The 23,861-nt window shown below is 73.8% G+C and carries 22 protein-coding genes; 8 read left to right on the forward strand and 14 right to left on the reverse strand.

The genetic code is table 11. The features are described 5' to 3' along the window. Positions 1 to 469: 469 nt before the first annotated feature. Positions 470 to 1,414 carry a hypothetical protein gene (locus LN251_RS26485; protein ID WP_458246588.1) on the reverse strand — a complete coding sequence of 315 codons (945 nt, stop codon included), beginning with the start codon at positions 1,412 to 1,414 and terminating at the stop codon, positions 470 to 472. Then, positions 1,411 to 2,211, reverse strand: a complete 801-nt coding sequence (locus tag LN251_RS26490; RefSeq protein ID WP_458246589.1) for a phosphatase PAP2 family protein — start codon at positions 2,209 to 2,211, stop codon at positions 1,411 to 1,413. Before LN251_RS26490 ends, LN251_RS26485 begins: the two co-directional genes overlap by 4 nt. Positions 2,212 to 2,452: 241 nt before the next feature. Between LN251_RS26490 and LN251_RS26495 the strand changes: the two genes are divergently transcribed. Next, a complete protein-coding gene (locus tag LN251_RS26495; RefSeq protein ID WP_458246590.1) occupies positions 2,453 to 3,064 on the forward strand; it encodes a TetR/AcrR family transcriptional regulator C-terminal ligand-binding domain-containing protein in 612 nt (203 codons plus the stop codon). 147 nt (positions 3,065 to 3,211) lie between these two features. Here LN251_RS26495 and LN251_RS26500 read toward each other — a convergent pair whose 3' ends face one another. Further along, positions 3,212 to 4,213, reverse strand: coding sequence for a DUF2510 domain-containing protein (locus tag LN251_RS26500; RefSeq protein WP_458246591.1), 1,002 nt, complete (start codon positions 4,211 to 4,213; stop codon positions 3,212 to 3,214). Positions 4,214 to 5,122: 909 nt separating this feature from the next. On the opposite strand from LN251_RS26500, the gene LN251_RS26505 reads away from it, so the two are divergent. Next, positions 5,123 to 7,804 carry an ATP-binding protein gene (locus LN251_RS26505; protein WP_458246592.1) on the forward strand — a complete coding sequence of 894 codons (2,682 nt, stop codon included), beginning with the start codon at positions 5,123 to 5,125 and terminating at the stop codon, positions 7,802 to 7,804. 5 nt (positions 7,805 to 7,809) lie between these two features. On the opposite strand, the gene LN251_RS26510 is transcribed toward LN251_RS26505, so the two are convergent. The 8 genes from LN251_RS26510 to LN251_RS26545 all read right to left on the reverse strand — a co-directional run bounded on the left by LN251_RS26510 (position 7,810) and on the right by LN251_RS26545 (position 15,123). After that, the gene (locus LN251_RS26510) at positions 7,810 to 8,601 is read right to left on the reverse strand and encodes an SDR family NAD(P)-dependent oxidoreductase (protein WP_458246593.1); all 792 of its coding nucleotides are present in this window, start codon (positions 8,599 to 8,601) and stop codon (positions 7,810 to 7,812) included. Positions 8,602 to 8,665: 64 nt separating this feature from the next. Next, a complete protein-coding gene (pcaDC, locus tag LN251_RS26515) occupies positions 8,666 to 9,793 on the reverse strand; it encodes a bifunctional 3-oxoadipate enol-lactonase/4-carboxymuconolactone decarboxylase PcaDC (RefSeq protein WP_458246594.1) in 1,128 nt (375 codons plus the stop codon). Continuing rightward, on the reverse strand, positions 9,790 to 11,124 hold the full coding sequence (gene pcaB, locus LN251_RS26520) for a 3-carboxy-cis,cis-muconate cycloisomerase (RefSeq protein WP_458246595.1): 1,335 nt from the start codon (positions 11,122 to 11,124) through the stop codon (positions 9,790 to 9,792). The genes pcaDC and pcaB overlap by 4 nt, the downstream gene beginning before the upstream one ends. Beyond that, complete coding sequence (gene pcaG / locus LN251_RS26525) at positions 11,121 to 11,726, reverse strand: protocatechuate 3,4-dioxygenase subunit alpha (RefSeq protein WP_458246596.1); 606 nt, start codon at positions 11,724 to 11,726, stop codon at positions 11,121 to 11,123. Before pcaG ends, pcaB begins: the two co-directional genes overlap by 4 nt. A gap of 6 nt (positions 11,727 to 11,732) precedes the next feature. Continuing rightward, complete coding sequence (gene pcaH / locus LN251_RS26530) at positions 11,733 to 12,506, reverse strand: protocatechuate 3,4-dioxygenase subunit beta (protein WP_458246597.1); 774 nt, start codon at positions 12,504 to 12,506, stop codon at positions 11,733 to 11,735. Between the two features lie 18 nt (positions 12,507 to 12,524). Next, complete coding sequence (locus LN251_RS26535; protein ID WP_458246598.1) at positions 12,525 to 13,727, reverse strand: thiolase family protein; 1,203 nt, start codon at positions 13,725 to 13,727, stop codon at positions 12,525 to 12,527. After that, a complete protein-coding gene (locus LN251_RS26540; RefSeq protein ID WP_458246599.1) occupies positions 13,724 to 14,368 on the reverse strand; it encodes a CoA transferase subunit B in 645 nt (214 codons plus the stop codon). The genes LN251_RS26535 and LN251_RS26540 overlap by 4 nt, the downstream gene beginning before the upstream one ends. After that, positions 14,368 to 15,123: a CoA transferase subunit A gene (locus LN251_RS26545; protein ID WP_458246600.1), complete on the reverse strand. Its 756-nt coding sequence runs from the start codon at positions 15,121 to 15,123 to the stop codon at positions 14,368 to 14,370. Before LN251_RS26545 ends, LN251_RS26540 begins: the two co-directional genes overlap by 1 nt. Before the next feature lie 211 nt (positions 15,124 to 15,334). Here LN251_RS26545 and LN251_RS26550 point away from each other — a divergent pair, with 211 nt between their 5' ends. Then, positions 15,335 to 15,799 (forward strand): MarR family winged helix-turn-helix transcriptional regulator, encoded by a 465-nt coding sequence (locus LN251_RS26550; RefSeq protein ID WP_458246601.1) that lies wholly within the window; start codon positions 15,335 to 15,337, stop codon positions 15,797 to 15,799. A 13-nt stretch (positions 15,800 to 15,812) separates the two neighbouring features. Here the strand turns inward: LN251_RS26550 and LN251_RS26555 are convergent, their stop codons facing one another. Beyond that, positions 15,813 to 16,781, reverse strand: a complete 969-nt coding sequence (locus tag LN251_RS26555) for a DUF3048 domain-containing protein (RefSeq protein WP_458246602.1) — start codon at positions 16,779 to 16,781, stop codon at positions 15,813 to 15,815. A gap of 221 nt (positions 16,782 to 17,002) precedes the next feature. Between LN251_RS26555 and LN251_RS26560 the strand changes: the two genes are divergently transcribed. Beyond that, the gene (locus tag LN251_RS26560; protein WP_458246603.1) at positions 17,003 to 18,193 is read left to right on the forward strand and encodes a zinc-dependent alcohol dehydrogenase; all 1,191 of its coding nucleotides are present in this window, start codon (positions 17,003 to 17,005) and stop codon (positions 18,191 to 18,193) included. 13 nt (positions 18,194 to 18,206) lie between these two features. Here LN251_RS26560 and LN251_RS26565 read toward each other — a convergent pair whose 3' ends face one another. Next, positions 18,207 to 19,268, reverse strand: coding sequence for an ATP-dependent DNA ligase (locus tag LN251_RS26565; RefSeq protein WP_458246604.1), 1,062 nt, complete (start codon positions 19,266 to 19,268; stop codon positions 18,207 to 18,209). 73 nt (positions 19,269 to 19,341) lie between these two features. Between LN251_RS26565 and ligD the strand changes: the two genes are divergently transcribed. From ligD to LN251_RS26580, 3 genes are all read left to right on the forward strand, one after another. Then, on the forward strand, positions 19,342 to 20,358 hold the full coding sequence (ligD, locus tag LN251_RS26570; protein WP_458246605.1) for a non-homologous end-joining DNA ligase: 1,017 nt from the start codon (positions 19,342 to 19,344) through the stop codon (positions 20,356 to 20,358). A gap of 51 nt (positions 20,359 to 20,409) precedes the next feature. Continuing rightward, entirely contained in the window at positions 20,410 to 21,369 is a 960-nt protein-coding gene (locus tag LN251_RS26575) for an ornithine cyclodeaminase family protein (protein WP_458246606.1), read from the forward strand. A 164-nt stretch (positions 21,370 to 21,533) separates the two neighbouring features. Next, the gene (locus LN251_RS26580; protein ID WP_458246607.1) at positions 21,534 to 22,568 is read left to right on the forward strand and encodes a LacI family DNA-binding transcriptional regulator; all 1,035 of its coding nucleotides are present in this window, start codon (positions 21,534 to 21,536) and stop codon (positions 22,566 to 22,568) included. Positions 22,569 to 22,583: 15 nt separating this feature from the next. On the opposite strand, the gene LN251_RS26585 is transcribed toward LN251_RS26580, so the two are convergent. Continuing rightward, positions 22,584 to 23,369 (reverse strand): VOC family protein, encoded by a 786-nt coding sequence (locus tag LN251_RS26585; RefSeq protein WP_458246608.1) that lies wholly within the window; start codon positions 23,367 to 23,369, stop codon positions 22,584 to 22,586. Between the two features lie 214 nt (positions 23,370 to 23,583). Between LN251_RS26585 and LN251_RS26590 the strand changes: the two genes are divergently transcribed. Beyond that, positions 23,584 to 23,829, forward strand: a complete 246-nt coding sequence (locus LN251_RS26590) for a WhiB family transcriptional regulator (RefSeq protein ID WP_458246609.1) — start codon at positions 23,584 to 23,586, stop codon at positions 23,827 to 23,829. Positions 23,830 to 23,861 lie beyond the last annotated feature (32 nt).

Here is a 23,861-nt window from a genome sequence, read left to right on the forward strand (position 1 = left end):
CGGGCTGGCCCCGCCGGGGGGCCGACCCGACGGTCGACACGGCGCTCAAGCAGGACTCGCGCGGGCTGGGACACCCGGCCGAGAGCCCGGCCGCGGGCTGGGTAGCCCGGGCCGGGGGGCCGGCTGCGGGCTGGCCTAGCACGGCCGGGGGGCGGCTGCGGGCTGGGGTAGCCCCGGCCGGGTGGCCGGCCGCGTACTGGGGTAGGCCGGGTCGGGTGGCCGGCTGCGGGCTGGGATAGTCGGCCGGGAAGCTGGCCGCAGGCTGGGCTGGCCCCGCCGGGAGGCCGACCCGACGGTCGACACGGCGCTCAAGCAGGACTCACGCGGGCTGGGACACCCGGCCGGGAAGCCGGCCGCGGGCTGGGGTAGCCCGGCTGAGAGACCGGCCGGGGCTGGGATAGCTCCGCCGGGAGGCCGACCGCGGACCGGGATAGCTCCGCCGGCAAGGCCTACCTCGGGCGAAGAAGGGTCAGAGGGGTGTCAGGCGGCCCGGGTCGGCCTGCTGCCGGGGTACCGGCGGGTTCTCCCGCAGCGCCGATTCGGGCTTCAGGGCCAGGACGGCCGCCACCGGGTGCTCCTCGTCCGCCGGCGCGAAGCCGGGACCGGTCCGGGTCAGCAGGACCACGCCCCAGGAAGCGAGGCCCGCTCCCGCGACGGCGAGCAGGACGCCCGCCGCCCCGCCCTGCAGCCGTTCCCCGAGCAGCGAGAGCCCGATCGCCGCGGCGGCCAGCGGGTTGGCCAGCGTCACCATGGCGAGGGGCGCGCCCAGCCCGCCCTGGTAAGCCGTCTGCGACAGCAGCAGTCCGCCCGCCGCGAAGGCGGCGACCAGCAGGGCCACGCCGATCACCTGCCAGCTCAGCAGCGAACCGGAACGGTCCGTCGCCGCCACCGTCACCGTCTGGGTGAGCGCCGAGGCGACCCCTGAGGCGAAGCCGGACGCCGTGGCGTGCCGCAGCCCCGGCCTGGCGCCCGGTCGGGCGAGCGCGCCGATCAGCGCGGCGGTCCCCCCGGCGACCGCCAGCGCCTCGGGCACGCTCAGCACCGCCTCCGGCGCCTGCCCCGAAGCGGAGACGAGGATCGCGCCCAGCCCGGCCAGCGTCAGCGCGGTGCCCCGCCACTCGGCGGACGTCACCTTCCGCCCGGCCGCGCGCGCCCCCATCGGCACCGCGGCGACCAGGGTCAGCGCGCCGAGCGGCTGCACGACGGTGAGCGGGCCGTACTTGAGGGCGACGACGTGCAGCAGGGCCGCCCCCGCGTTCAGGCCGACGGAGGCCCACCAGGCGCCGGCGGCCAGCAGGCGCAGTGCGCCGGTGCCGGAGCTGCGGGCGGCGAGCCGCTCCTGGGCCACGGCCGCGGCCGCGTAGGCGACGGCGGAGACCAGGGACAGGGCGACGGCGACAAGGGTGGCGCTCATCGGGCCGCTCCCACCAGGATCTTGTCGTCGACGGCGGAGGCCGGCGTGGTGCCGCCCCGGCCCGCCGTGGAGACCGTGTGCCGCGGCCGGTGGATCAGGGCGAGCGCCGTACCGAGCATCGCCGTGGCCACGATCGCGTCGAGCCAGTAGTGGTTGGCCGTCCCGACGATGACGAGCAGGGTGACCAGCGGATGCAGCAGCCACAGCCAACGCCACCGGGACCGGGAGGCCGCGATCAGGCCGACGGCCACCATCAGGGCCCAGCCGAAGTGCAGCGAGGGCATCGCCGCGAACTGGTTCGACAGATGGTCCGAGGACGGCGGTCCGTAGACCGAGGGGCCGTAGACCCTGGCGGTGTCGATCAGGCCCGTGCCGGCCAGCATCCGCGGCGGCGCGAGCGGGAAGACGAACGGCAGCACCAGGGCCGCCGAGGTGACCGTGGCGAGGACTCGGCGGGCCCAGACGTAGTGCGCGGGCCGCCGCAGGTACAGCCAGACCAGGAAGGCCACGGTGGCGGGGAAGTGGACGGTGGCGTAGTAGGTGTTCGCCACGTGCACGAGCGTGTCTCCGTGCAGCAGGGCGGACTGCACCGAGCCCTCCCCGGGCAGACGGACCGCTCGTTCCAGGTCCCACACGCGGTGCGCGTTGTGGATCGCCTCGCCGGTGTGGCCCGTGGCCAGCTGCCGGCCGAGCTTGTAGACGAGGAAGAGCCCTGCGACGAGCAGGAGCTCACGGACGAGCGGAGGCCGCGCGGTCGCGCGGGTCTCTCCTTCTGCAGGCTCGGTGTGGGCTGTCATCCCCCGGCCCCTTCGCTGACGAGGTGCGTGTGGTGGTGCGAGTCGAGACCTCTGTCGCGGCCGGAACTCATCGGTACGCCAACGTCCCGAAACGGAAGCGTTCCGATACGGCAGTGTACCGATACGCGGGCGTTCCGGTACACTGGCGTATCGATTGAGGAAAGACACAGTCGCTCAAGGGAATAGGGTCGAGGTGGAGCCCCACCCGGCCCCGGCTCGACGCACGGAGGGAGACGAGCACATGACGTCGCAGGCAGCGGACGGACCGGACACGGTCGCCTCGCGCCGCTCCAAGCTCACGCCCGAGCGTGAGCAGGAGTTCTTCGACGCCGTGCTCGAGCAGATCCGAGAGTGCGGCTACGACGCCGTCACCATGGAGGGCGTCGCCGCCACCACGCGGTGCAGCAAGTCCACGCTGTACCGGCAGTGGAAGACCAAGCCCCAGTTCGTGGTCGCCGCGCTGCGCTCGCGTCGCAGGTCCCGTTTCGACGGCATCGACACCGGCTCCCTCGCCGGCGACCTGCGCGAGGCCGCGCGGGCCGTGGGCCGCTGGTCGACCAACGACACCAAGCTGCTGCAGGCCCTCGGCCACGCCGTCACCCAGGACGCCGAACTCGCCCAGGCGCTGCGCGAGGCCATCGTCTACCCGGAGATCGCCGCGCTGAAGGAACTGCTGCGGCGCGGGGTGGAACGCGGCGAGATCCCCGCCGACCATCCGGCGCTGGAGTACATCCCGGCGCAGATGTTCGGGGTCGCCCGCGCCCGACCCGTCGTGGACGGCGCGTACGCCGACCCCGACTACCTGGTCCGCTTCGTCGAGGCAGCCGTGCTGCCCGCGCTCGGACTCACCTGAGACCCGGGCCGCCGTCCACGGGATGACTGGACGGCGACCTGGTCGCGCCGCACCGTGGGGACGGGGGCGGCGCGCACTCCCCGGCCGGGTGGGGTGCCCCTTGAGCGGAGGGGCACCCCACCCGGCCGACCTGTGCCGGGACCGGCGTCAGACGTTGCTGCCGTCACCGCCGCCGGTCGAGACCTTGATGCCCTTGGTGATCTCGTCGATGACCGACTGCTTCTCGCCGACGTCGACGCCGAAGCGCACCACGACGATGTTCGAGGGGTTCGCGGGGGAGGGGAACGCGAGCGACTCGACGTAGCCGTCGGAGCCCTTGCTGGTGACCGCCTTCCAGCGGACCATGTAGCCCTTCTGCCCGGCCACCGTGACCGCCTTGGAGCCGAGCACCTGGTGCGAGGTGATCGCACCGTAGGTCTTGCCGCCGTACGACTCCGTGGCGTTCGCCTGAATGTCGGCCTTCGCGACCTCCTCGGCCGTGCTGCCCGACGCCTTCAGGACCTGGGCCGGAGCCGAGTACGCGCCACCCCTGGTGCAGCTCTTGGAGGTGTCGCCGGGGCACTTGTAGGAGTCGTTCGACGTGACCGAGGCGCCCACCTGGAGCTGCTGTCCGTACCAGTTCGCTGGTATGGGCAGGCTGATGCCGCTGATCGGGTCGGTCACCGAACCGCTCCTGATCTTCGGTGCCCCGGACTGGCCGGGGGCGGGGGACTGCCCGCCGTCCGGGCCGCCGGAGCCGCCCGGGCCGCCCTGCCCGCCCTCGCCTCCGAACGGCGCGCCCCGCCCGCCCGGGCCCGGCTGCGAGTTCGCCGTACCGCCGCCCGAGCCGCCGTCGCGGGTCAGCGCCCACACGCCCACGCCGATGCTCGTGAGGACCGCCGCCGCCACGACGACGGCTATCACCGTGTGCAGCCCGCGCCGCGGAGCGCGCGGCGGCTGGGCTGGGAACGCCGGATACGTGGGATACGCCGCGTACGCCGGATCCGCCCCGGCCGTCGGCGACTGCGCCGGGGGACCCCATACGGCGGCCGAGCCCGCGGGGCGGATCTGGTCCGTCCATGCCTTGCCGTCCCACCAGCGCTCGGTGGCGGGACCCTCATTCGTCTGCCCCGGATCGGGATACCACCCGGGAGGAGTCACCTGCGTCATGACCCCACCGTATGAGGCGTCGGTGAAAGCGGGATGAGAGGATCCGGACTTCGCGCCGCGACCGGCCCCTACGTCGGCTGCTTCCCCCCTTCCCACGCAATCCGCTGGCGACCGCGCCCCGCACCCGCCCCGTCCCGGTGCCGCCCCGCCCCTGCGCCCGCCCGGGCGTCGCCCCGTCCCCGTTCCGGCGTCGCCTCGCACTCGCGCCTGCCCCTGCACCCGTCCCGGTGCCGCCCCGCCCCTGCGCCCGCCCGGGCGTCGCCCCGTCCCCGTTCCGGCGTCGCCTCGCACTCGCGCCTGCCCCCGCACCCGTCCCGGCGCCGCCCCGCCCCTGCGCCCGCCCGGGCGTCGCCCCGCGCCCGCACCTACCCCCGCACCCGCCCCAGTGCCGCCCCTCACTCGTCCGGGCGTCGCCTCGCCCCCGGCCCGGCGCCGCCCCCTTCCCGGCGTGCTTCCGCCCCCGCCCCGGCGCCCTCGCCCGCACCCCGTCCGGTCCGGACGCGATGCCCCGGCACGCGCGCGTGCCGCACGCCCATACGCACCGCCACGCCGCTCACGGGCCCTGTGCCCTCGCGCCGCTCGCGGGCCCCGTGCCCTCGCGCCGCTCACGGGCCAGGCGCGCGCCGCCGCACCCCCGTGCCCACGCGCCGCTCGGCCACGTCACCCGGCGCCCCCCATAGCGCTCACGAACCCCGCCTGTTCCCGCGTTGGCGGAAAAACAGTTGCATTTGAAGGACTTTTGACGGTCCGTCGGCTACTCGGACGCAGGTCAGGCCGTCGGCGCGTCGCCCGGCCGCACCCGCTGTCACCCATCACGGCAACAGCTGCCCCGACCGGCCTCCACTCGTACGACCGGCCCGCTACGCTCGAGATCTGTACGTCGTTCGGGCGACTTGGGGAGGTAGCGGGATGACGGAGGTACGGCCCATGGAGGCCGCCTCGGCCTCCCTGTGGGAGCGGGACGAGGAACTCGCCGCCGTCGCACAGGCGGTCGACGCCCTGCGCGCCGACCGCTCGTCCTCGGGCAGCCTGCTGATGGTCCAGGGCGAGGCGGGCCTGGGCAAGACCGCCCTGCTCGCCGAGACCCGCCACATCGCGGAGCGGCGCGGCTGCACGGTCTGGTCGGCCCGCGGCGGCGAGACCCTCAGGTCCGTGCCCTTCAATGTGATCCGCCAGCTGCTGCAGCCCGCCCTGGTGTCCCTGATGCCGGAGGAGGCGCGCGAGTACCTCGGCGACTGGTACGAGGTCGCGGGCCCCGCCCTCGGCATCACCGAGCCCGGCGAGCGCCAGGCCGACCCGCAGGGCGTGCGCGACGGCCTCGTCGCCGCCGTGCGCCGGCTCGCCCGGCGCGACTGGCCCCTGGTGCTGCTCATCGACGACGCCCACTGGGCCGACCAGGAGACCCTGCTCTGGCTCGCCGCGTTCGCCGAGCGCCTCGACGACCTCTCCGTCCTGGTCGTCGTGGCGCGCCGCCCCGGCGAGGTCAGCGGCGAGAGCGCTCGCCTCCTCGACGCGGTCGCCGCCACCGCGGGCCGCCCCGGGACCCTGCTGAGCGCCCTCACCCCGGACGCCACCGCCGGACTCACCCGCGCCACCCTCGGCGCGCACGCGGACGCCCCGTTCTGCCGCGAGGTCTGGGCCGTCACCGGCGGCAACCCGTACGAGACCGTCGAACTCCTCGCCAAGGTCCAGGACAGCGAGCTGGAGCCGACCGAGGGCTCCGCCGCCGAGCTGCGCGCCCTCAACCGCTCGGCCCGCGGCGGCGGACTCGTCGCCCGCCTGGAGGAACTCGGCATCGACGCCACCCGGTTCGCCTGGGCCGCCGCCATCCTCGGCACCGGCATCACCGTCCGCCTCGTCGCCAAGCTCGCCACCATGGACCCGGCCGCGGCGGCACGCTGCGCCGAGCTGCTCAAGGGCGCCCGCATCCTCGCCGAACCCGACCCCTCGGACGCCGGGGCGGGCGCCGGCGAGCTGGAGTTCGTCCACCCGCTGATCGCCACCGCCGTCTACCACTCCATCCCCGACGCCCTGCGCACCGCCATGCACGGCATCGCCGCCCAGGTCATCACCGACTCCGGGCTCGGCGCCGCCATGGCCTCCCGGCACCTGCTGCAGGTGCACCCGGACGACGACGAGGAACTCGTCGAGCAGCTGCGCGAAGCCGCCCGCGAACACGTCGCCGTCGGCGCCCCGGACGCGGCCCGCCGCTGCCTGGAACGCGCCCTGCTGGAACCGCCGACCCCGGACGTCCACGCGCGCGTGCTCTACGAACTCGGCTGCGCCACCCTGCTGACCGCGCCCGCCGTCACCATCGACCACCTCCAGTCCGCGCTCGGCATGCCCGGCCTGGCCGGCGACGAGCGCGTGGACGCCGTCTTCCGCCTCTCCCAGGCCCTTCTGCACAACGACCAGCTGGAGGAGGCCGTCCGCACGGTCGAGGCGGAGGCCGCCCGGCACGAGGACGGCCCCGCCAAGCTGCGGCTGCAGGCGGTCAGGTTCATGTGGGAGGGCATCGCCGGCGAGGCCGTCTCCCCGGACCGCTCCGAGCGCCTCGCCGCCCTCGCCGCGACCTGCACCGGCCGCGACAACTCCGAGCGCGCCCTGCTGATGCTGCGCGGCTTCGACGCCCTGATCCACGGCGAGAACGCCGAAGAGGTCGTCGAGTACTGCGACCGCTCCCTGGTCAACGGCCGCCTCGCCCCCGGCCTCGGCTGGACCGACACCGAGTGGGGCATCGAACTGCTGCTGATGCTCGCCAGCTCCTACGCGCACACCGACCGCCTCGACCGCGCCGAGAGCCTGTGCACCGAGGCCCTGCGCGCCTACGAGACCGCCGGCTGGAGCGGCGGCCACCTCGTCCTGGCGCACGCCTACGTCGGCCTCGCGCACCGCAGGCGCGGCCGGCTGCGGGAGGCGGAGACCTCGCTGCGCGAGTCGCTGCGCCTCGCCGAACGGGTCGGCCGCGGACTGCCGCTGTACTGGACCGTGACCTGCAACCTCGTCGACACCCTGCTGGCCCGCGGCCATGTCGTGGAGGCCTGGGAGATCGCCGAGCGGTACGGCTTCGCCCCGCCCTACCCCTCCACCATCGTGATGCCCGACGTCCGCTCGGTCCGCGGCAGGCTGCTGCTCGCCGTCGGCCGTACGAAGGACGGCATCAACGAACTGGAGGAGGCCGAGAAGTCCGCCGCCGCCCGCGGTCACCACAACCCCGTCGTCGTCCCCTGGGCCCTCGACCTGGCGCGCGCCCTCGCCACGGAGGACCCGGCCCGGGCCGCCCGGCTGGCCACCGACGCCCGCCGGCAGGCCGAACGGTTCGGTACGGACACCGCCATCGGCGAGGCGCTGCGGTGCGCCGCGGCGCTGGAGACCGGGCAGCGGGCGGTCCGGCTGGCCGCCCAGGCGGTCGCCTACCTGGAGGCGTCGCCCTGCCAGTACGAGCACGCGGCGGCCCGCGTGGAGTACGGGATCGCCGCCCGGTCGGTGGCCGAGATCAACCGCGGCCTGGCGCTGGCGCGTTCGTGCGGTGCGGACGGTCTGGTGGCGACGGCCCGGGAGGTGCTGGAGACGGGACGGGGCCTGCGCTGAGGGCGCTACAGCGCCAGCAGTTGGTCCGTCACCGCCGACAGACGCCTGAGCACCTGGCGGTCGTACGTCAGCTCGTGCGCCCTCGACCGGCTCGTGCCGTCGAAGTAGCCGCCCGTGCCCACGTCCTGGGTCGCCAGGGCCAGGACGCCCGGTGCGCCGTCGGCGACCGTGTTCCAGGGCGTGACGCCGCCCTCCCGGACCATGGCCGTGTCCATGAAGGTCGCGGGGTGCAGGACGTTCACCGCGACGCCGGTGCCGGCCAGTTCCTCGGCCAGGGCGAAGGTGTGGGCTGCCAGGGCGAACTTGGCGCGGCGGTAGGCCGCGAAGCCGTCGTAGCCGCGACGGAACTCGACGTCGTCGAAGTCCAGGGGCTCCTGGCCCGCCGACCCCACGTTGACGATCCGGGCCGGTGTGTTCGCGCGCAGCACCGGCAGCAGCGCGCGGGTCAGCACCACCGGCGCCAAGTAGTTCACGGCCAGGCGCAGTTCGTGGCCGTCGGCGCTCAACTCGCGCTCCGCGCCGGGGCTGCCCGCCCCCACACCGGCGTTGTTGATCAGTACGTCCAGGTCGGGGTGCGCGTCGGCGACGTGGGCGGCCAGCTCGCGCACGCGCGCGAGGGAGGCCAGGTCGGCGACGAACCCCTCGGCGTCGCCCTCGGTGCGCAGCTCCTCGACGAGCCGCTCGGTACGCCCGGCGTCGCGGCCGTGGGCGAGGACGACGTGTCCGGAGCGGACCAGCTCGAAGGCGACGTGGCGGCCGAGCCCCGAGGTGGCGCCGGTGATGAGGATGGTGGACATGCTGCCACCGTAGGCACGCGGCGACGGCATGTGCGAGCTGCTGCTGAGGCTACGACCAGCAGGGTCACCCTTGCGTCCCGGCCTCCTCGGCGAGGACGCGCTGCGCCGTGGCGAACGCCGAGTTGGCCGCCGGGACCCCGCAGTACACGGCGGTCTGCAGCAGCACCGCGCCGATCTCCTCGGGGGTCAGCCCGTTGCGGAGGGCCGCGCGCACGTGCATGGCCAGTTCGTCGTAGTGGCCGTGCGCGACCAGCGCGGTCAGGGTGATCATGCTGCGCTCGCGGCGCGAGAGCGTCGGGTCGGTCCAGATCTCGCCCCAGGCGTAGCGGGAGATGAAGTCCTGGAAGCGGGCGGTGAACGGCGTCTGGCGGGCCTGGGCGCGGTCCACGTGCGCGTCGCCGAGCACCTCGCGCCGTACCCGCATGCCGGGCTCGGCGCCGCCGTCGAGGTGTGCCCGCAGGGCGGTCAGCACGGCCTGGGGGCACTGCGCGGGGGCCAGGTGGCCGGCGCCCGGCAGCTCGACGAGGGTGGAGCCGGGGACGGCGTCGGCGATCTCGCGCAGGTGCGGCGGCGGGGTCGCCCGGTCCTCGCGGCCGGCGATCAGCAGGGTGCGCACCGAGAGTTCGGGGAGCCGGTCGCGCAGGTCGTAGGCGGCCAGCGCGTCGCAGCAGGCGGCGTACGTCTCGGGGTCGGCCGCGGCCTGGTCCCGTACCAGTTCCGGGATGGTGAATCCGTCGGGGAACCAGCGTGCCGGGGCGTTCTCCACGAGCCAGTCCAGCCCTTCCCGGCGCACCCGCTCGGCCCGCTCCTGCCAGGGCCCGGGGCCGTTGAAGTGGGCGGAGGCGCAGATCACGGCGAGGGAGGAGACGCGCTCGGGGTGGTGCAGGGCGAGGTGCAGACCGACGGCGCCGCCCAGCGACACCCCCGCGTAGGCGAACCGGTCGATGCCGAGGGAGTCGGCGAGGGCGAGCACCAGGTCGGCGAGGTCGCCGACGGTGGCGCCGGGCCCGATCAGGCCGGGGGCGGACCCGCCGTGCCCCGGCAGGTCCCAGCGGATCACGCGGTGGGCGGCGGACAGCTCGGGCGCGACCTCGTCCCACAGCGCGTACGACGTACCGAGCGAGGGCCCGAGCAGCAGTGCGGGCGCGGAAGCGGGCCCCTCGGCACGGTGGTTGAGGAGTTTCTCGGTCAACGTCGCTCCAGCGCACGGTCGGTGAGGGCTCCGGCGGAGCCGGTGTAGCGGGCGGGGTCGGTGAGCTCGCCGAGGCCGGTGTCCTTCAGTTCCGGCTGCTCGGCGAGGAGTTCGCCGAGCGGGCGGCCCTCGGCGTAGGTCCGCCGGGCGAGCTCGGTCAGCAGTTCCTTGGCGCGGGCCCGGCCGAGCACCGCGGCCAGTTCGGCGGACAGCCGTTCGGATACGATCAACCCGTTGGTGAGGCAGAGGTGTTCGCGCATCGCGTCCGCGTTCACCCGCAGTCCCTCGGTCAGTTCGGCCGCGTCCCGGGCGGCGCCGCCGGTCAGCCGCAGCAGGTCCCGCAGCGGCTCCCACTCGGCGTGCCAGGCCCCGGCGGGCCGTTCGTCCTCGGCGGCCAGCGCGCCGTACAGCGTGGCCGCGAGCTGCGGGGCGCGCCGGGCGGCGGCGGCGATCAGCGTGGAGCGCACGGGGTTGGCCTTGTGCGGCATGGCCGAGGAGCCGCCGCCGCTGCCCTCCGCGACCTCGGCGATCTCGGTGCGGCCGAGGACCAGGACGTCCGCCGCGATCTTGCCCAGCGCGCCGGCCGTGAAGGCCAGGCAGCCCGCGAGATCGGCCACCGGGGTGCGCAGGGTGTGCCACGGCAGGAGCGGTGTGCGCAGGCCGAGTTCACCGGCGAAGGCCGCGCCGAGGTCCGCGGTGTCCGCGGCGCCGTACACGGTGAAGGCGGCCAGGGTCCCGGCGGCGCCGCCGAGTTGGGCGGGCAGGGAGTCCCGCACCCGGGTGAGGCGGTCGCGGGCGTCGAGCACCAGGGAACGCCAGCCGGCCGCCTTCAGCCCGAACGTCGTCGGCACGGCGTGCTGGGTGAGCGTCCGGCCCGGCATCGGGGTGTCGCGGTGCTCGGCGGCGAGGCGGGCCAGCGCCCGCTCGGTGCGGGCGAGGTCGGCCAGGGCGGGCCCCAGGGCGCGCACGGCGACCAGCATCATCGCCGTGTCCATGATGTCCTGGCTGGTGGCGCCCCGGTGCACGTAGGGGCCGTACTCCTCGCCGACGCCCTTGGTCAGGTCGGCGACCAGGGGGATGACCGGATTGCCGCCGGAGCGGGCGCGCCCGGCGAGGGAGCGCACGTCGAAGCGGGCGGCGTCGGCCGCCTCGGTGACCGCGCTCGCCGCCTCGGCCGGGGCGAGGCCCAGGGCGGCCTGGGCGCGGGTCAGGGCCGCCTCCGCGTCGAGCAGGGCCTGCAGGAAGGCCGTGTCGGAGGTCGCGGAGGCGGCGGGGGAGCCGGCCCATCCGGGGGCGAGCAGGCCGGGGTCGTCGGGACCGGCAGAAGTCACTGGAACTCCAGGAAGACCGTCTCGCCTTCGCCTTGAAGGCGGATGTCGAAACGGTAGGTGCTGTGGCCCTCGTCTTTCGCGATCAGCGTGTCGCGGCGTTCCGCCGGCAGCCGCGCGAGCAGCGGGTCGGCCGCGTGCGCCGCCTCGTCGCCCGGCAGGTAGATCCGGGTGAACAGGTGCACCAGCAGCCCGCGCGCGAAGACGCACGCGCTCAGGTAGGGCGCGCTGTGGCCCCGGGCGCCCGGACGCAGGGTCCGCGCGTACCAGTGGCCGTTCGCGTCGGTCTGGATGCGTCCCCAGCCGGTGAACTCCACGCCGTTGCGGCCCAGGTGGTCGCCGGAGGCGGGGTCGCGCCGCAGGGAGCCGTCGGTGGTGGAGACGTTGCCGTCCGGGTCGGCGCCCCACAGCTCCACGAACGCGTCGGGCAGCGGCCGGCCCTCGCCGTCGAGGACGTAGCCGTGGACGGTGAGGGTGTCCGGGTGCCCGTGGGGGGCGATGTCCTCGCCGCCGCGGAAGGGCAGCGCGTAGCCGTAGAAGGGGCCCACGGTGTGCGAGGGGGTGGGCAGCACGCTCTCCGGCCGGCTGGTGTCGATCTTCGTCATGGCAGGTCAGCGTCCCTCTTCGATCCAGGTGGCGTTCGGGCCGTCCAGCACGATGTCCCAGTGGTAGCCCAGGGAGAACTCCGGCACGGACAGGTCGTGGTCGTAGGTGGCGACCAGCCGTTGGCGCGCCGCGTCGTCCGTCACCGACTGGATGATCGGGTCGTACGGGAAGAGCGGGTCGGCCGGGAAGTACATCTGCGTCACCAGCCGCTGGGTGAACGCCGTGCCGAACATCGAGAAGTGGATGTGGGCGGGCCGCCAGGCGTTGAGGTGGTTGCGCCAGGGGTAGGGGCCGGGCTGGATCGTGGTGAAGTGGTAGCGGCCCTCGGCGTCGGTGATCGTCCGTCCGACACCGGTGAAGTTCGGGTCCAGTGGGGCGTCGTGCTGCTCGCGCTGGTGGGCGTAGCGGCCGGCCGAGTTGGCCTGCCAGATCTCGACGAGCTGGCCGCGTACGGGCTTTCCGGCCCGGTCCAGCAGCCGGCCCGAGACCGTGATGCGCTCACCGACCGGCTCGCCCGTGTGCTGGCGGGTGAGGTCGTTGTCGATGGCGCCGAGGTCCCGCTCGCCGAAGGCGGGGGAGTGCAGCTCCACCAGCTCCGGGTCCTTGCTGACGTCGATGGCGACCGGCGGCTGCTTGGGGTGGCGCAGGACCGAGGAGCGGTACGGGGCGTAGTCGCGGCGCGGGTGGTGCTCCACCGGCGCGCCGTCGGCGACCCGCTTCTCGTAGGCCGCGTGCTCGGCGGCGATCTCCTGGTCGATGTCGTGCTGGGTGAGAGTCATGGGGATTCCTCGGGGTTCCTAGCGTTCCAGGACGAGGGCGAGGCCCTGGCCGACGCCGATGCAGAGGGTGGCGACGCCGACACCGGAGCCGCGGCGGGCCAGCTGGTGGGCGACGGTGCCGGCGAGCCGGGCACCGGAGGCGCCGAGCGGGTGGCCCAGCGCGATGGCGCCGCCCTGGGGGTTGAGGATCGCCGGGTCGAACTCGGGCCACTCGGCGACGCAGCCGAGCACCTGGGCGGCGAAGGCCTCGTTCAGCTCCAGCACGGACAGGTCGTCGAAGGTCTTGCCCGCCTTGGCGAGGGCCCGGTTGACGGCCTCGACGGGGGCCAGGCCGAAGTAGTCCGGGTCGAGGGCGTTCACGCCGGTCGCGGAGATGCGGGCGAGCGGCTCGCGGCCCACCGCCTTCAGGCCCTCCTCGTCGACCAGCAGCAGGGCGGCCGCGCCGTCGTTCAGCGGTGAGGCGTTGCCGGCGGTGACGGTGCCGTTCTCCTTGCGGAAGGACGGCTTCAGCTTCGCCATCGCGGTCAGGGAGGCGTCGGGGCGGACGCACTCGTCGGCGGCGAAGAGGACCGGCTCGCCCTTGCGCTGCGGGAGTGAGACGGGGGCGAGCTCGGCGTCGAACAGGCCCTGCTGCTGTGCGTCGGCCGCCTTCCGGTGCGAGGCGAGCGCGAACTCGTCCTGCTGCTCACGGCTGATCTTGTGCTTGTCGGCGATGAGCTCGGCCGACTCACCCAACGGGATGGTCCACTGCGGCTCCATCCTCGGGTTGACCATGCGCCAGCCCAGGGTGGTGGAGTACAGCTCGGTGTGCGCGGCGGGGAACGGCTTGTCCGACTTGGGCAGCACGTACGGCGCCCGGGTCATGGACTCCACACCGCCGGCCACGGCGATGTGCGCGTCGCCGGCGGCGATGGCGCGGGCCGCCTGGATGACGGCCTCCAGGCCGGAGGCGCACAGCCGGTTGACGGTGACGCCGGGCACGGAGGTCGGCAGGCCCGCCAGCAGGGCGGCCATGCGGCCGACGTTGCGGTTCTCCTCGCCCGCGCCGTTGGCGTTGCCGAAGTAGACGTCCTCGATGCGGGCCGGGTCCAGGCCGGGGGTGCGGGCGAGGAGTTCGCGGATCGCGTGGGCGGCCAGGTCGTCCGGGCGCACCGCCGCCAGGCCGCCGTTGTAGCGGCCGATCGGGGTACGGACGGCGTCGACGAGGTAAACCGTGTTCACAGCAGGTCCTCCGCAACAGTCAGCTTCGCGCCGGTCTTGGCGACGACGTCATCGACGCTCACCCCTCGGGCGACCTCGGTCAACACCAGGCCGCCCGGTGTCACGTCGATCACGCCGAGATCGGTGATGACACGGTTCACACACGCCTTGCCCGTGAGCGGCAGCGTGCACTCGTCGAGGATCTTCGCCGAGCCGTCCTTGGCGCTGTGGGTCATCACGACGATGACCGTGCGGGCGCCGTGCACCAGGTCCATCGCCCCGCCGATGCCGGTGATCAGCTTGCCGGGGACGGCCCAGTTCGCCAGGTCGCCCTTGGCGGAGACCTGCATCGCGCCCAGCACGGCCACGTCGATGTGCCCGCCGCGGATCATCGAGAAGGACAGCGCCGAGTCGAAGAAGGACGCACCCGGCAGGACCGTCACCGTCTCCTTCCCGGCGTTGATCAGGTCCGGGTCGACGTCCGCTTCGGCGGGGTAGGGGCCGGTGCCCAGGATGCCGTTCTCCGACTCCAGGATCACCTCCACGCCCTCGGGCAGGTGGTTCGGGATCAGCGTCGGCAGACCGATGCCGAGGTTGACGTACTGCCCGTCCCGCAGTTCGCGCGCGGCCCGCGCCGCCATCTGCTCTCGCGCCCAGGCCATCAGCTGCTCACCGTCCGCTGCTCGATCTTCTTGTCCGCCGCCTGCTCCGGCGTGAGCGCCACCACCCGCTGGACGAAGATGCCCGGCAGATGCACCGCGTCCGGGTCGATCTCCCCGGGCTCCACCAGCTCTTCCACCTCGGCGACGGTGACCCTGCCCGCCATGGCGGCCAGCGGGTTGAAGTTCCGGGTCGACTTGTTGAACACCAGGTTCCCGTGCCGGTCGCCCTTCGCCGCTCGCACCAGCGCGAAGTCGGTGCGGATGCCCCGCTCCAGCACGTACTCGGTGCCGTCGAACTCCCGCACCTCCTTCGGCGGCGAGGCCAGCGCGACGCCGCCCGTGCCGTCGTAGCGCCAGGGCAGGCCGCCCTCGGCGACCTGGGTGCCCACTCCGGCCGGGGTGTAGAAGGCGGGGATGCCCGCGCCGCCGGCCCGCAGCCGCTCGGCCAGCGTGCCCTGCGGGATCAGCTCCACCTCCAGCTCCCCGGCCAGGTACTGCCGGGCGAACTCCCTGTTGGCGCCGATGTAGGACCCGGTCACCCGCGCGATCCGCCCGGCCGCCAGCAGCACCGCGAGCCCCGTCTCCATCGCCCCGCAGTTGTTGGAGACCACCCGCAGCCCGGACACGCCCCGCTCGTACAGCGCCCCGATGAGCACGTTCGGCACCCCGCTCAGGCCGAAACCGCCCACCGCCAGCGACGCGCCGTCCGGCACGTCGGCCACCGCCTCCGCGGCTGTGGCGACCACCTTGTCCATCCGTGAAGCCCCATCCCGTCCGAGCGCCCGGTGACGAATTGATCAGGGCACTGAGTATTTCCGTGAAGTTTCCTTCACGCTGCCATCGGAACAGTGCAGCGTCAAGAGCTGAGAGCTTTACGAGGTCGTGAGAGGGCGCCGGACCCGCGACAGGCGGCACGGCGGCAGGTATCGTTCAGTGCACAGACTAATTCGACCTCGGGGAGCTCACATGGCCGCGGTGGACCTCACCACCCACCCCGGGCACCTGGCCCGGCGGCTGCAGCAGGCCCACTACCTGCTGTGGAACGCGATGGTCTCGGAGGAGATCACCTCGCCGCAGTTCGCGGTCCTCAACGCGCTCGCCGACGAGCCGGGCCTGGACCAGCGCACGGTGGGGGAGCGGGTGGGCCTCGACCGCTCCACGATCGCCGAGGTGATCAGCCGGCTCGGCAGGCGCGGGCTGGTGGACAAGGTGCGCGATCCGCAGGACGGCCGCCGTTTCCTGCTGCGGCTGACGGACGACGGCGAGCGCACCCACCGCAAGCTGACCGTGCGCACCGCCCGGATGAACCAGGTCTTCCTGGCCCCGCTGTCCGCCGCCGAGCAGGCGGTGTTCTTCGACCTCATCCAGCGGGTCGCGGACGCGGCCGAGGGGCTCCGCAACCCGGTGGAACCCCTCCTGGCGCAGGGGTGAGCGAAGGAAGCGGTCACGAGGCCTTGACGAACACGACCCACACCTGGCCGCTCGCGAAGTTCATCGGCCTGCCGTCGGCGGTCGTGAAGTCGGTGCCGTCGGCGGCCTTCGCGCGCTTCCAGCCGGCCTCGTAGACCTTCCCGTCCCGCAGCACCTCCGCCTTCCCGGAGCCCACCGTCTCGGTGTAGGGCGTGTTGTTGCCGAGGAAGTCGCGGAAGCCGGACTTGCGGATCCGCACGTGCTGCACGACGACGGTCGCCGGTGTCACCGGCTGCCCGTCGGTCGTCACCGTGGGCGTCCCGTCCATCGACACCAGCCAGCGGTGGCGGTCGGTCGACCAGCGGAAGGCGAACCGGGCGGAGGGGTAGGCGACCGTGGTGGCGGTGTCGGCCCGGCCTCCGGCCGGCGCGGCGCCGAAGCGGAAGCCGTCGGTGAGGGCGTCCGCGCCCGGGGCGGAGCGCATCAGGCGGGCGGGGCGCAGGTAGAGGTTGTGCGGTGCGGGCCGGTCGCCGCCGCGGAAGTAGGCGTCGGCGGCCTTCTCGGGCGGCTCCGCCGTCAGATGGGCCTTGTCGATCAGCGGAAGCAGCTTGTGCTGGGCGCCGGAGAAGGCGAGCGTCGGATCGTGGTACTGGCCGAGCAGTTCCAGGTCCGACTCGCGGGCGCTGCGCACCGGGCCGACGGCCTTGGGCAGCTTGCTCGCGTAGATCGCCATCAGCCGGCTCAGTCCGCCCTCGACCTGCTCGACGTACACGACGTCCGCGTCGCGCAGGCCCGTGTGGGGCCGGGCGGGGCCGGCGTTGTCGATCTTCACGGCGAGCACGGAACCGGGGTGCGTGGACGGGGAGGCGGAAGCCGTCGGCGACTTCGGCCGCCCGCGACCGCCGTCCCCCGTGCCGTGCCCGCCCGTGCAGCCCGCGGCCAGCACCGCCGTTCCCGTGGCCAGCAGCGCCACGACCAGCGAGGCACGTCTCTTGCGCACCATTCGTCCCACCTCTACCGTTGGCACCTATCTCTTGTCAAGGATTGTGCGCTTATAAGTTCATCGATGGCCATACCCGATCGAATCTGATTGCGCGCCTCGAATGGGCCGAATGGCCCTGAACAACCGGCATCGCCTGCGTGCGCGCTTCGCCGGCAGGCGCACGGGTACTCGGGCGGCTCGCGGCACCGGACTCACCGACGCGATGGAGGGAGTGCCACGCGATGAAGGCTGTGACCTGGCAGGGCAAGCGGGACGTACGAGTGGACACCGTGCCCGATCCGAAGATCCAGGAGCCGACCGACGCGATCATCCGCATCACGTCCACCGGCCTGTGCGGCTCCGACCTGCACCTGTACGAGGTGCTGACCCCGTTCATGACACCCGGCGACATCCTCGGCCACGAACCCATGGGCATCGTCGAGGAGGTCGGGGCGGGCGTCCCCGACCTTGCGGTCGGCGACCGCGTCGTGGTGCCGTTCCAGATCGCCTGCGGCAACTGCTGGATGTGCCTGACCGGGCTGCCCACCCAGTGCGAGACCACCCAGGTCACCAGCGAGGGCATGGGCGCCGCCCTGTTCGGCTACACCCGGCTCTACGGCGCCGTCCCGGGCGCACAGGCCGAGTACCTGCGGGTCCCGCAGGCCCAGTTCGGGCCGATCAAGGTTCCCGAGGGCCCGCCCGACGACCGCTTCGTCTACCTCTCGGACGTGCTGCCCACCGCCTGGCAGGCGGTCGAGTACGCGGGCGTCCCCAAGGGCGGCAGCGTCGCCGTGCTCGGGCTCGGCCCGATCGGCGACATGGCCTGCCGGATCGCCATGGCGCGAGGCGCCGGGCGGGTGTTCGGCGTGGACCTGGTCGGCGAGCGGCTGCGCAGGGCGCGGGCGCGCGGCGTGGAGACGTACAACCTCCGCAACTTCGACAACGAGAAGGAACTCGTCGAGGCGATCCGCGACGAGACCGACGGGCGGGGTCCCGACGCCGTGATCGACGCCGTCGGCACCGAGGCGCACGGCAGCGCGGCGGCCAAGCTGGCCCAGCAGGCCGCGGCCATGCTGCCGCGCAAGATCAGCGGCCCCTTCGCCGAGCGGTTCAGCGTCGACCGGCTGGCCGCCCTCTACACCGCGATCGAACTGGTCCGCCGGGGCGGCACGATCTCGCTGAGCGGCGTCTACGGCGGGATGGCCGACCCGATGCCCATGCTCACCATGTTCGACAAGCAGATCCAGCTGCGCATGGGGCAGGCCAACGTGCGCCGCTGGAGCGACGAGATCATCCCCTACCTGACGGACGAGGACCCGCTCGGCGTCGACGACTTCGCCACCCACCGGCTGCCGCTCAGCGATGCGCCGCACGCGTACGAGACGTTCCAGAAGAAGCGGGACGGCATGGTGAAGGTGCTGATGCAGCCCTGACGCGGCAGCGGCGCTAGCCGAGGATCTCGCCCAGGTCGTAGCGGACCGGCTCCTCCAGCTGCGCGTACGTGCAGCTTTCGGGGGTCCGGTCCGGGCGCCAGCGGCGGAATCGGGCCGTGTGCCGGAAGCGCGCCCCGTTCTCCATGTGGTCGTACGCCACCTCGGCCACCCGCTCGGGGCTGAGCGGCACCCAGGACAGGTCCTTCTTGCCCGACCAGCGGCTCGGCGCGCCGGGCAGCCGCGCCGTCTCGTGCGCCGCCTCGTCGGACCAGGCCGCCCAGGGGTGCCCCGCGACGTCCGCCATCCTGAGCGGCTCCAGCTCCTCGATCAGTTCCGCGCGCCGCTTCATCGGGAAGGCGGCGGACACGCCGACGTGCTGAAGGCGGCCCTGGTCGTCGTAGAGGCCGAGCAGCAGCGAACCCACGACGGGTCCGCTCTTGTGGAGGCGGTAGCCCGCGACGACGACGTCCGCCGTCCGCTCGTGCTTGATCTTGAACATGGCGCGCTCGTCCTGGAGGTAGCGCGCCGTGAGCGGCTTGGCGATGACACCGTCCAGGCCCGCCCCCTCGTACTGCTCGAACCAGCCCTGCGCCACGTCCAGGTCGGTCGTCGCCGGCGCCAGGTGCACCGGCGCGGTGGCCCCGGACAGCGCCCGCTCCAGCAGCGCCCGCCGGTCGGTGAGCGGGACGTCCAGCAGCGACTCGTCCGCCAGGGCCAGCAGGTCGAAGGCCACGAAGGAGGACGGGGTCCGCTCGGCGAGGGTCCGCACCCGTGAGTCCGCCGGGTGGATGCGCTCGCTGAGCGCGTCGAAGTCGAGGTGCCCGTCCCGGGCGATCACGATCTCCCCGTCGAGGACGCAGCGCTCGGGCACCCGCTCCCTGAGCGCGCTCACCAGCTCGGGGAAGTACCTGGTCAGCGGCTTGCCCGTACGGCTGCCGAGCTCGACCTCGGCCCCGTCGCGGAACACGATGGCCCGGAAGCCGTCCCACTTCGCCTCGTACTGCATGCCCGGCGGGATCTTCGCCACCGACTTGGCGAGCATCGGCTTCACGGGCGGCATCACCGGGAGATCCATGCCCCGATTCTGCTCGCCTACGTCGCTTTGCGCCCGGTATGCGAGGTGTACGGGGTATGCCTACCGTGTCGGTATGGGCGAAGCGGTGGAACTGGAAGCGGGCGGCCGTACGGTCCGGCTGTCCAGCCCGGACAAGGTCTTCTTCCCGGAGCGCGGATTCACCAAGCTGGACCTCGCCCGGTACTACATCGCCGTGGGCCCCGGCATCCTGCGCGCCCTGCGCGACCGGCCCACCACCCTGGAGCGCTACCCGGAAGGCGTCACCGGCGAGTCCTTCTTCCAGAAGCGGGCGCCCAAGAACATGCCCGACTGGATCCCGACCGCCCACATCACCTTCCCCAGCGGCCGCAGCGCCGACGAGATGTGCCCCACGGAGGAGGCCGCCGTCCTGTGGGCGGCCCAGTTCGGCACCCTCACCTTCCACCCGTGGCCGGTGCGCCGCGACGACGTCGACCGCCCCGACGAACTGCGCATCGACCTCGACCCGCAGCCCGGCACCGACTACGACGACGCCGTGCACGCCGCCCACGAACTGCGCGCCGTCCTCGACGAGTTCGGCGGCCTCAAGGGCTTCCCGAAGACCTCCGGCGGACGCGGCCTGCACGTCTTCGTGCCGATCGAACCCCGCTGGACCTTCACCCAGGTGCGCCGCGCCGCCATCGCCGTGGGCCGCGAGATGGAGCGCAGGCTGCCGGACCGCGTGACCATCAAGTGGTGGAAGGAGGAGCGCGGCGAGCGCATCTTCCTCGACTACAACCAGACGGCGCGCGACCGCACCATCGCCTCCGCCTACTCCGTACGGCCCCGCCCGCACGCCCCCGTCTCGGCGCCCCTGCGCTGGGACGAGGTCGGCGTCGCGCATCCGCAGGACTTCGACATCGCCACCATGCCCGCGCGCTTCGCCGAACTCGGCGACGTGCACGCCGACATGGACGACCACCGCTACTCCCTCGACGCCCTTCTGGACCTCGCGCGCCGGGACGAGCACGATCACGGGCTAGGCGATCTCCCGTATCCGCCCGAGTACCCCAAGATGCCGGGGGAGCCCAGACGGGTGCAGCCCAGCCGGGCGCGGAAGGACCCCTCCTGAGGGTGCCCGCGGGTCCTCGACCCGGACGCGGCCGCAGCCGATCATGGGCGGGTGACACTTGTACTGACGCGAGGCGACCTGGAGACCGTGCTGACCGTCGAGGACTGTCTCGACGCACTCCGGGAGGGGTTCCGCACGGCGCGGGACGTGCCGGTCGCGGGGCAGCGGGTCCGTACGGACCTGCCGTTTCCCGGGACGGCCACCGCTCTGATGCCCGGGCTGCTGCCGGGAGTCGAGGCCTACACGGTCAAGGTCAACGCCAAGTTCCCCGGCGCCGGCCCCGCGTTGCGCGGGGTGATCTGCCTGCACAGCGGCAGGGACGGCGAGTTGCTCGCGCTGCTGGACTCGGCGACGGTCACGGCCTGGCGGACCGGCCTCGCCGCGGCCCTGGGCACCCACGCGCTCGCCGGGCCCGGCGCGACGCTGGGCGTGGTCGGGGCGGGCGCGCAGGCCGAGTTGGTGATACAGGGCCTGGCGGCACTGCGGGGGACCGGCGCGCCGGTCGTCCACGACACCGACGGCGCACGGGCGGCACGGTTCGCCGCACGGCACGGCGGCCGGGTCGTGGGGTCGGCGCCGGAGGTCGCCGCGGCGGCCGACGTGGTGCTGCTGGCCACGTGGTCGCGCCGGCCGCTGCTGCGGCGGGCGGACACCCGGCCGGGACAGCACGTCACCAGCCTCGGCGCGGACGAGCCGGGCAAGCAGGAACTGGCCGCCGATCTCCTTGAGGCCGCGACGCTCGTCGTCGACGACCGCGAACTCGCCGCGGACATGGGCGCGTTGGCCGCAGCGGGCCTCCCGGCGGCCGCCGCCGACGCGGAGCTGGGCGAGGTGCTGCGGGGGGAACACCCGGGACGGAGGAGCGCCGACGAGCGCACGGTCTACGCCCCGGTGGGGCTCCCCTGGCAGGACCTGGCCCTGGCCTGGCTCGCCTACCGGCGGGCCGACCGGGACGGCGCCGGGCAGCGTGTGGATCTGCTGGCCGAAGGGCCGGTCGACCGGGGTCGATGAACGTCCACTCCGTGAAGGGTGACTCCCGGCGCGAAGACCAGGGCGGGCGCGCGGCGCGACCGCGGGCGAGCGGCGCCGTCAGCCATCGGCCCGGAGCGAGAGCGCTCTCACCTCGACGGTCGCCCGGGCTATCCTGATCGGCACCCGCACCCGAGGAGCCACGAGTGACCGAGACCGCACCGCGCCCCACGCTGGAGGCCGTGGCCGCCCGGGCGGGCGTGTCGCGGGCCACCGTCTCGCGCGTGGTCAACGGCGGGGACGGCGTGCGCGAAGCGCTCGTCACCCGGGTGCGGCAAGCCGTGGACGAACTCGGGTACGTGCCGAACCAGGCCGCCCGCAGCCTGGTCACCCGGCGCCACGACGCCGTCGCCGTGGTCATCGCCGAACCGGAGACGCGGGTCTTCGCCGATCCCTTCTTCGCCCTGCAGCTGCGCGGCATCAGCAAGGAGCTGACGGCCCACGACAACCAGCTCGTGCTGCTCCTCACCGAGGGCCGCGACGACCACGCCCGGGTCGGCCGCTACCTCGCCGGCGGCCACGTCGACGGCGCGCTCGTCTTCTCACTGCACCTCGACGACCCGCTGCCCGGGCTGATCCAGCACGCCGGCGTGCCGACCGTGTTCGGCGGACGGCCCGGCTGGAGCGAGAGCGGCGGCGACGCCGTGTACGTCGACAGCGACAACCGGGGCGGCGCCCGCGAGGCCGTACGGCACCTCGTCGGCCTCGGCCGCTCCCGCGTCGCGCACATCACCGGCCCGCTGGACCAGACGTCCGCCGCCGACCGGCTCGACGGCTTCCGGGACGTCATGCCCGACGCGGACCCGCGGCTGGTCGAGGAGAGCGACTTCACGCCGGCCGGCGGCGAGCGGGCGATGCGCGCGCTGCTGGACCGGCGCCCCGACGTGGACGCGGTCTTCGCCGCGAACGACCTCACCGCCGTGGGGGCCCTGCGGGTGCTGCGCGAGCACGGGCGGCGGGTGCCCGAGGACGTGGCCGTGATCGGTTTCGACGACATGCTGCCCGTCGCCGAGCAGGCAGACCCGCCGCTCACCACGGTCCGTCAGGACATCGAGGGCATGGGGCGGTTGATGGCACGGCTGTTGCTGGGCCGGCTCGGGCACCGGACCGACCGGGACGCCGAGGGCACATCGGCCGGGGTGGTGCTGCCCACCACCCTGGTGCGACGGGCCTCGGCGTGACGCCGGCCGCCGCCCTCAGCCCTGCGGCGGCGCGCTCCTGATGACCGCGAAGCGGGCGCCGTACGGGTCCGCGAGCCTCGCCACGCTGCCGACGCCCTCGATCTCCGTGGCCGGCATCCGCACCGTCGCGCCCAGCTCCCGGGCCCGCTCCACCGTCGCCTCGGCGTCGGCGACCTCGAAGTAGGGAAGCCAGTAGGGGCTGTCCTCGGACGGGTCGTCGGCGAGCGAGACGATGCCGCCGAACATGGAGTCCTCGCCGCCGCCGGAGGGGTTCAGGCACGTGTACGTACCGCCGGGGAAGGGCACCGCGGAGGTCTCCAGGCCGAGCGTCTCGTGGTAGAACCAGGCCGCCGCGGCCATGTCCGGGGTGTACAGCTCCACCCACGACAGGGCGCCCACCTCGTTCGCCAGGTCGACGCCCTTGGTCCGGCCGGGCTGCCAGATGCCGAACGGCACGCCCGCCTTGTCCCCGAGGATCGCCATGCGGCCCTCGCCCATCACATCCATGGGCCGCAGCAACACGCTGCCGTGGGACTGCTCGGCGGCCTTGGCGGTGGCATCGGCGTCGGCGGAGCGGAAGTAGACGGTCCACGACGGCGGGCCCTGCTCGGGTCCGGTCTGCATGGCGCCGGCCACCGTCCTGCCGTCCAGCTGGAAGAAGCCGTAGCCGCCGGCGTCGGGGCCCGCCGATCGGAACTGCCAGCCGAAGAGCCCGCCGTAGAAGGAGATGGCTCCGTCGATGTCGGACGTGCCGACGTCGATCCAGTCCGGAGCGCCGTTGACGAAATCGGTGGTGAGCATTGTCGCCCTCCTCGCAGGGGTCCCGTTCTCCGCACTGCCGAGTCTTGCACCGCCCACCGACAATCGCCGCCGGAACGGATCACGCCGCGTCCCCGCGCGCCGCCGTGCGCCGGGGCGGGCCCGCGGGCCACCATCAAGGTGGCCGGAGGCCGTGAACGACGGCGTTGATCGGGCGTTGAGCGAACGTTTTTCGCCGCCCGGCACGATCACGCCCATGCACATCGACACCATCATCCCGGGCGACCTCGCCTGGCAGGCCCAGGCCCTGTGCGCGCAGACGGGGGCCGACTTCTTCTTCCCCGAGCCCGGCAGTTCGGTCCGCGAGGCCAAGCGCATCTGCGCCCTGTGCGAGATGCGGCCCGCCTGCCTGGAGTACGCGCTGCGCAACGACGAGCGCTTCGGCGTCTGGGGCGGGCTGTCGGAGAAGGAGCGGCTGGAGATCAGGCGCACCTCGCGCTGAGCGAAAATCCGCCCGCCACACGCGTGTGTGCG

The sequence above is a fragment of the Streptomyces sp. MAI_2237 genome, from assembly GCF_054189285.1.

Coding starts and splice junctions, on each gene's coding strand:
- LN251_RS26485 (WP_458246588.1), bottom strand. CDS start 1,414: ATGAGCGCCACCCTTGTCGCCGTCGCCCTGTCCCTGGTCTCCGCCGTC.
- LN251_RS26490 (WP_458246589.1), bottom strand. CDS start 2,211: ATGACAGCCCACACCGAGCCTGCAGAAGGAGAGACCCGCGCGACCGCG.
- LN251_RS26495 (WP_458246590.1), top strand. CDS start 2,453: ATGACGTCGCAGGCAGCGGACGGACCGGACACGGTCGCCTCGCGCCGC.
- LN251_RS26500 (WP_458246591.1), bottom strand. CDS start 4,213: ATGACGCAGGTGACTCCTCCCGGGTGGTATCCCGATCCGGGGCAGACG.
- LN251_RS26505 (WP_458246592.1), top strand. CDS start 5,123: ATGACGGAGGTACGGCCCATGGAGGCCGCCTCGGCCTCCCTGTGGGAG.
- LN251_RS26510 (WP_458246593.1), bottom strand. CDS start 8,601: ATGTCCACCATCCTCATCACCGGCGCCACCTCGGGGCTCGGCCGCCAC.
- pcaG (WP_458246596.1), bottom strand. CDS start 11,726: ATGACGAAGATCGACACCAGCCGGCCGGAGAGCGTGCTGCCCACCCCC.
- pcaH (WP_458246597.1), bottom strand. CDS start 12,506: ATGACTCTCACCCAGCACGACATCGACCAGGAGATCGCCGCCGAGCAC.
- LN251_RS26540 (WP_458246599.1), bottom strand. CDS start 14,368: ATGGCCTGGGCGCGAGAGCAGATGGCGGCGCGGGCCGCGCGCGAACTG.
- LN251_RS26545 (WP_458246600.1), bottom strand. CDS start 15,123: ATGGACAAGGTGGTCGCCACAGCCGCGGAGGCGGTGGCCGACGTGCCG.
- LN251_RS26550 (WP_458246601.1), top strand. CDS start 15,335: ATGGCCGCGGTGGACCTCACCACCCACCCCGGGCACCTGGCCCGGCGG.
- LN251_RS26555 (WP_458246602.1), bottom strand. CDS start 16,781: ATGGTGCGCAAGAGACGTGCCTCGCTGGTCGTGGCGCTGCTGGCCACG.
- LN251_RS26560 (WP_458246603.1), top strand. CDS start 17,003: ATGAAGGCTGTGACCTGGCAGGGCAAGCGGGACGTACGAGTGGACACC.
- LN251_RS26565 (WP_458246604.1), bottom strand. CDS start 19,268: ATGGATCTCCCGGTGATGCCGCCCGTGAAGCCGATGCTCGCCAAGTCG.
- ligD (WP_458246605.1), top strand. CDS start 19,342: ATGGGCGAAGCGGTGGAACTGGAAGCGGGCGGCCGTACGGTCCGGCTG.
- LN251_RS26585 (WP_458246608.1), bottom strand. CDS start 23,369: ATGCTCACCACCGATTTCGTCAACGGCGCTCCGGACTGGATCGACGTC.
- LN251_RS26590 (WP_458246609.1), top strand. CDS start 23,584: ATGCACATCGACACCATCATCCCGGGCGACCTCGCCTGGCAGGCCCAG.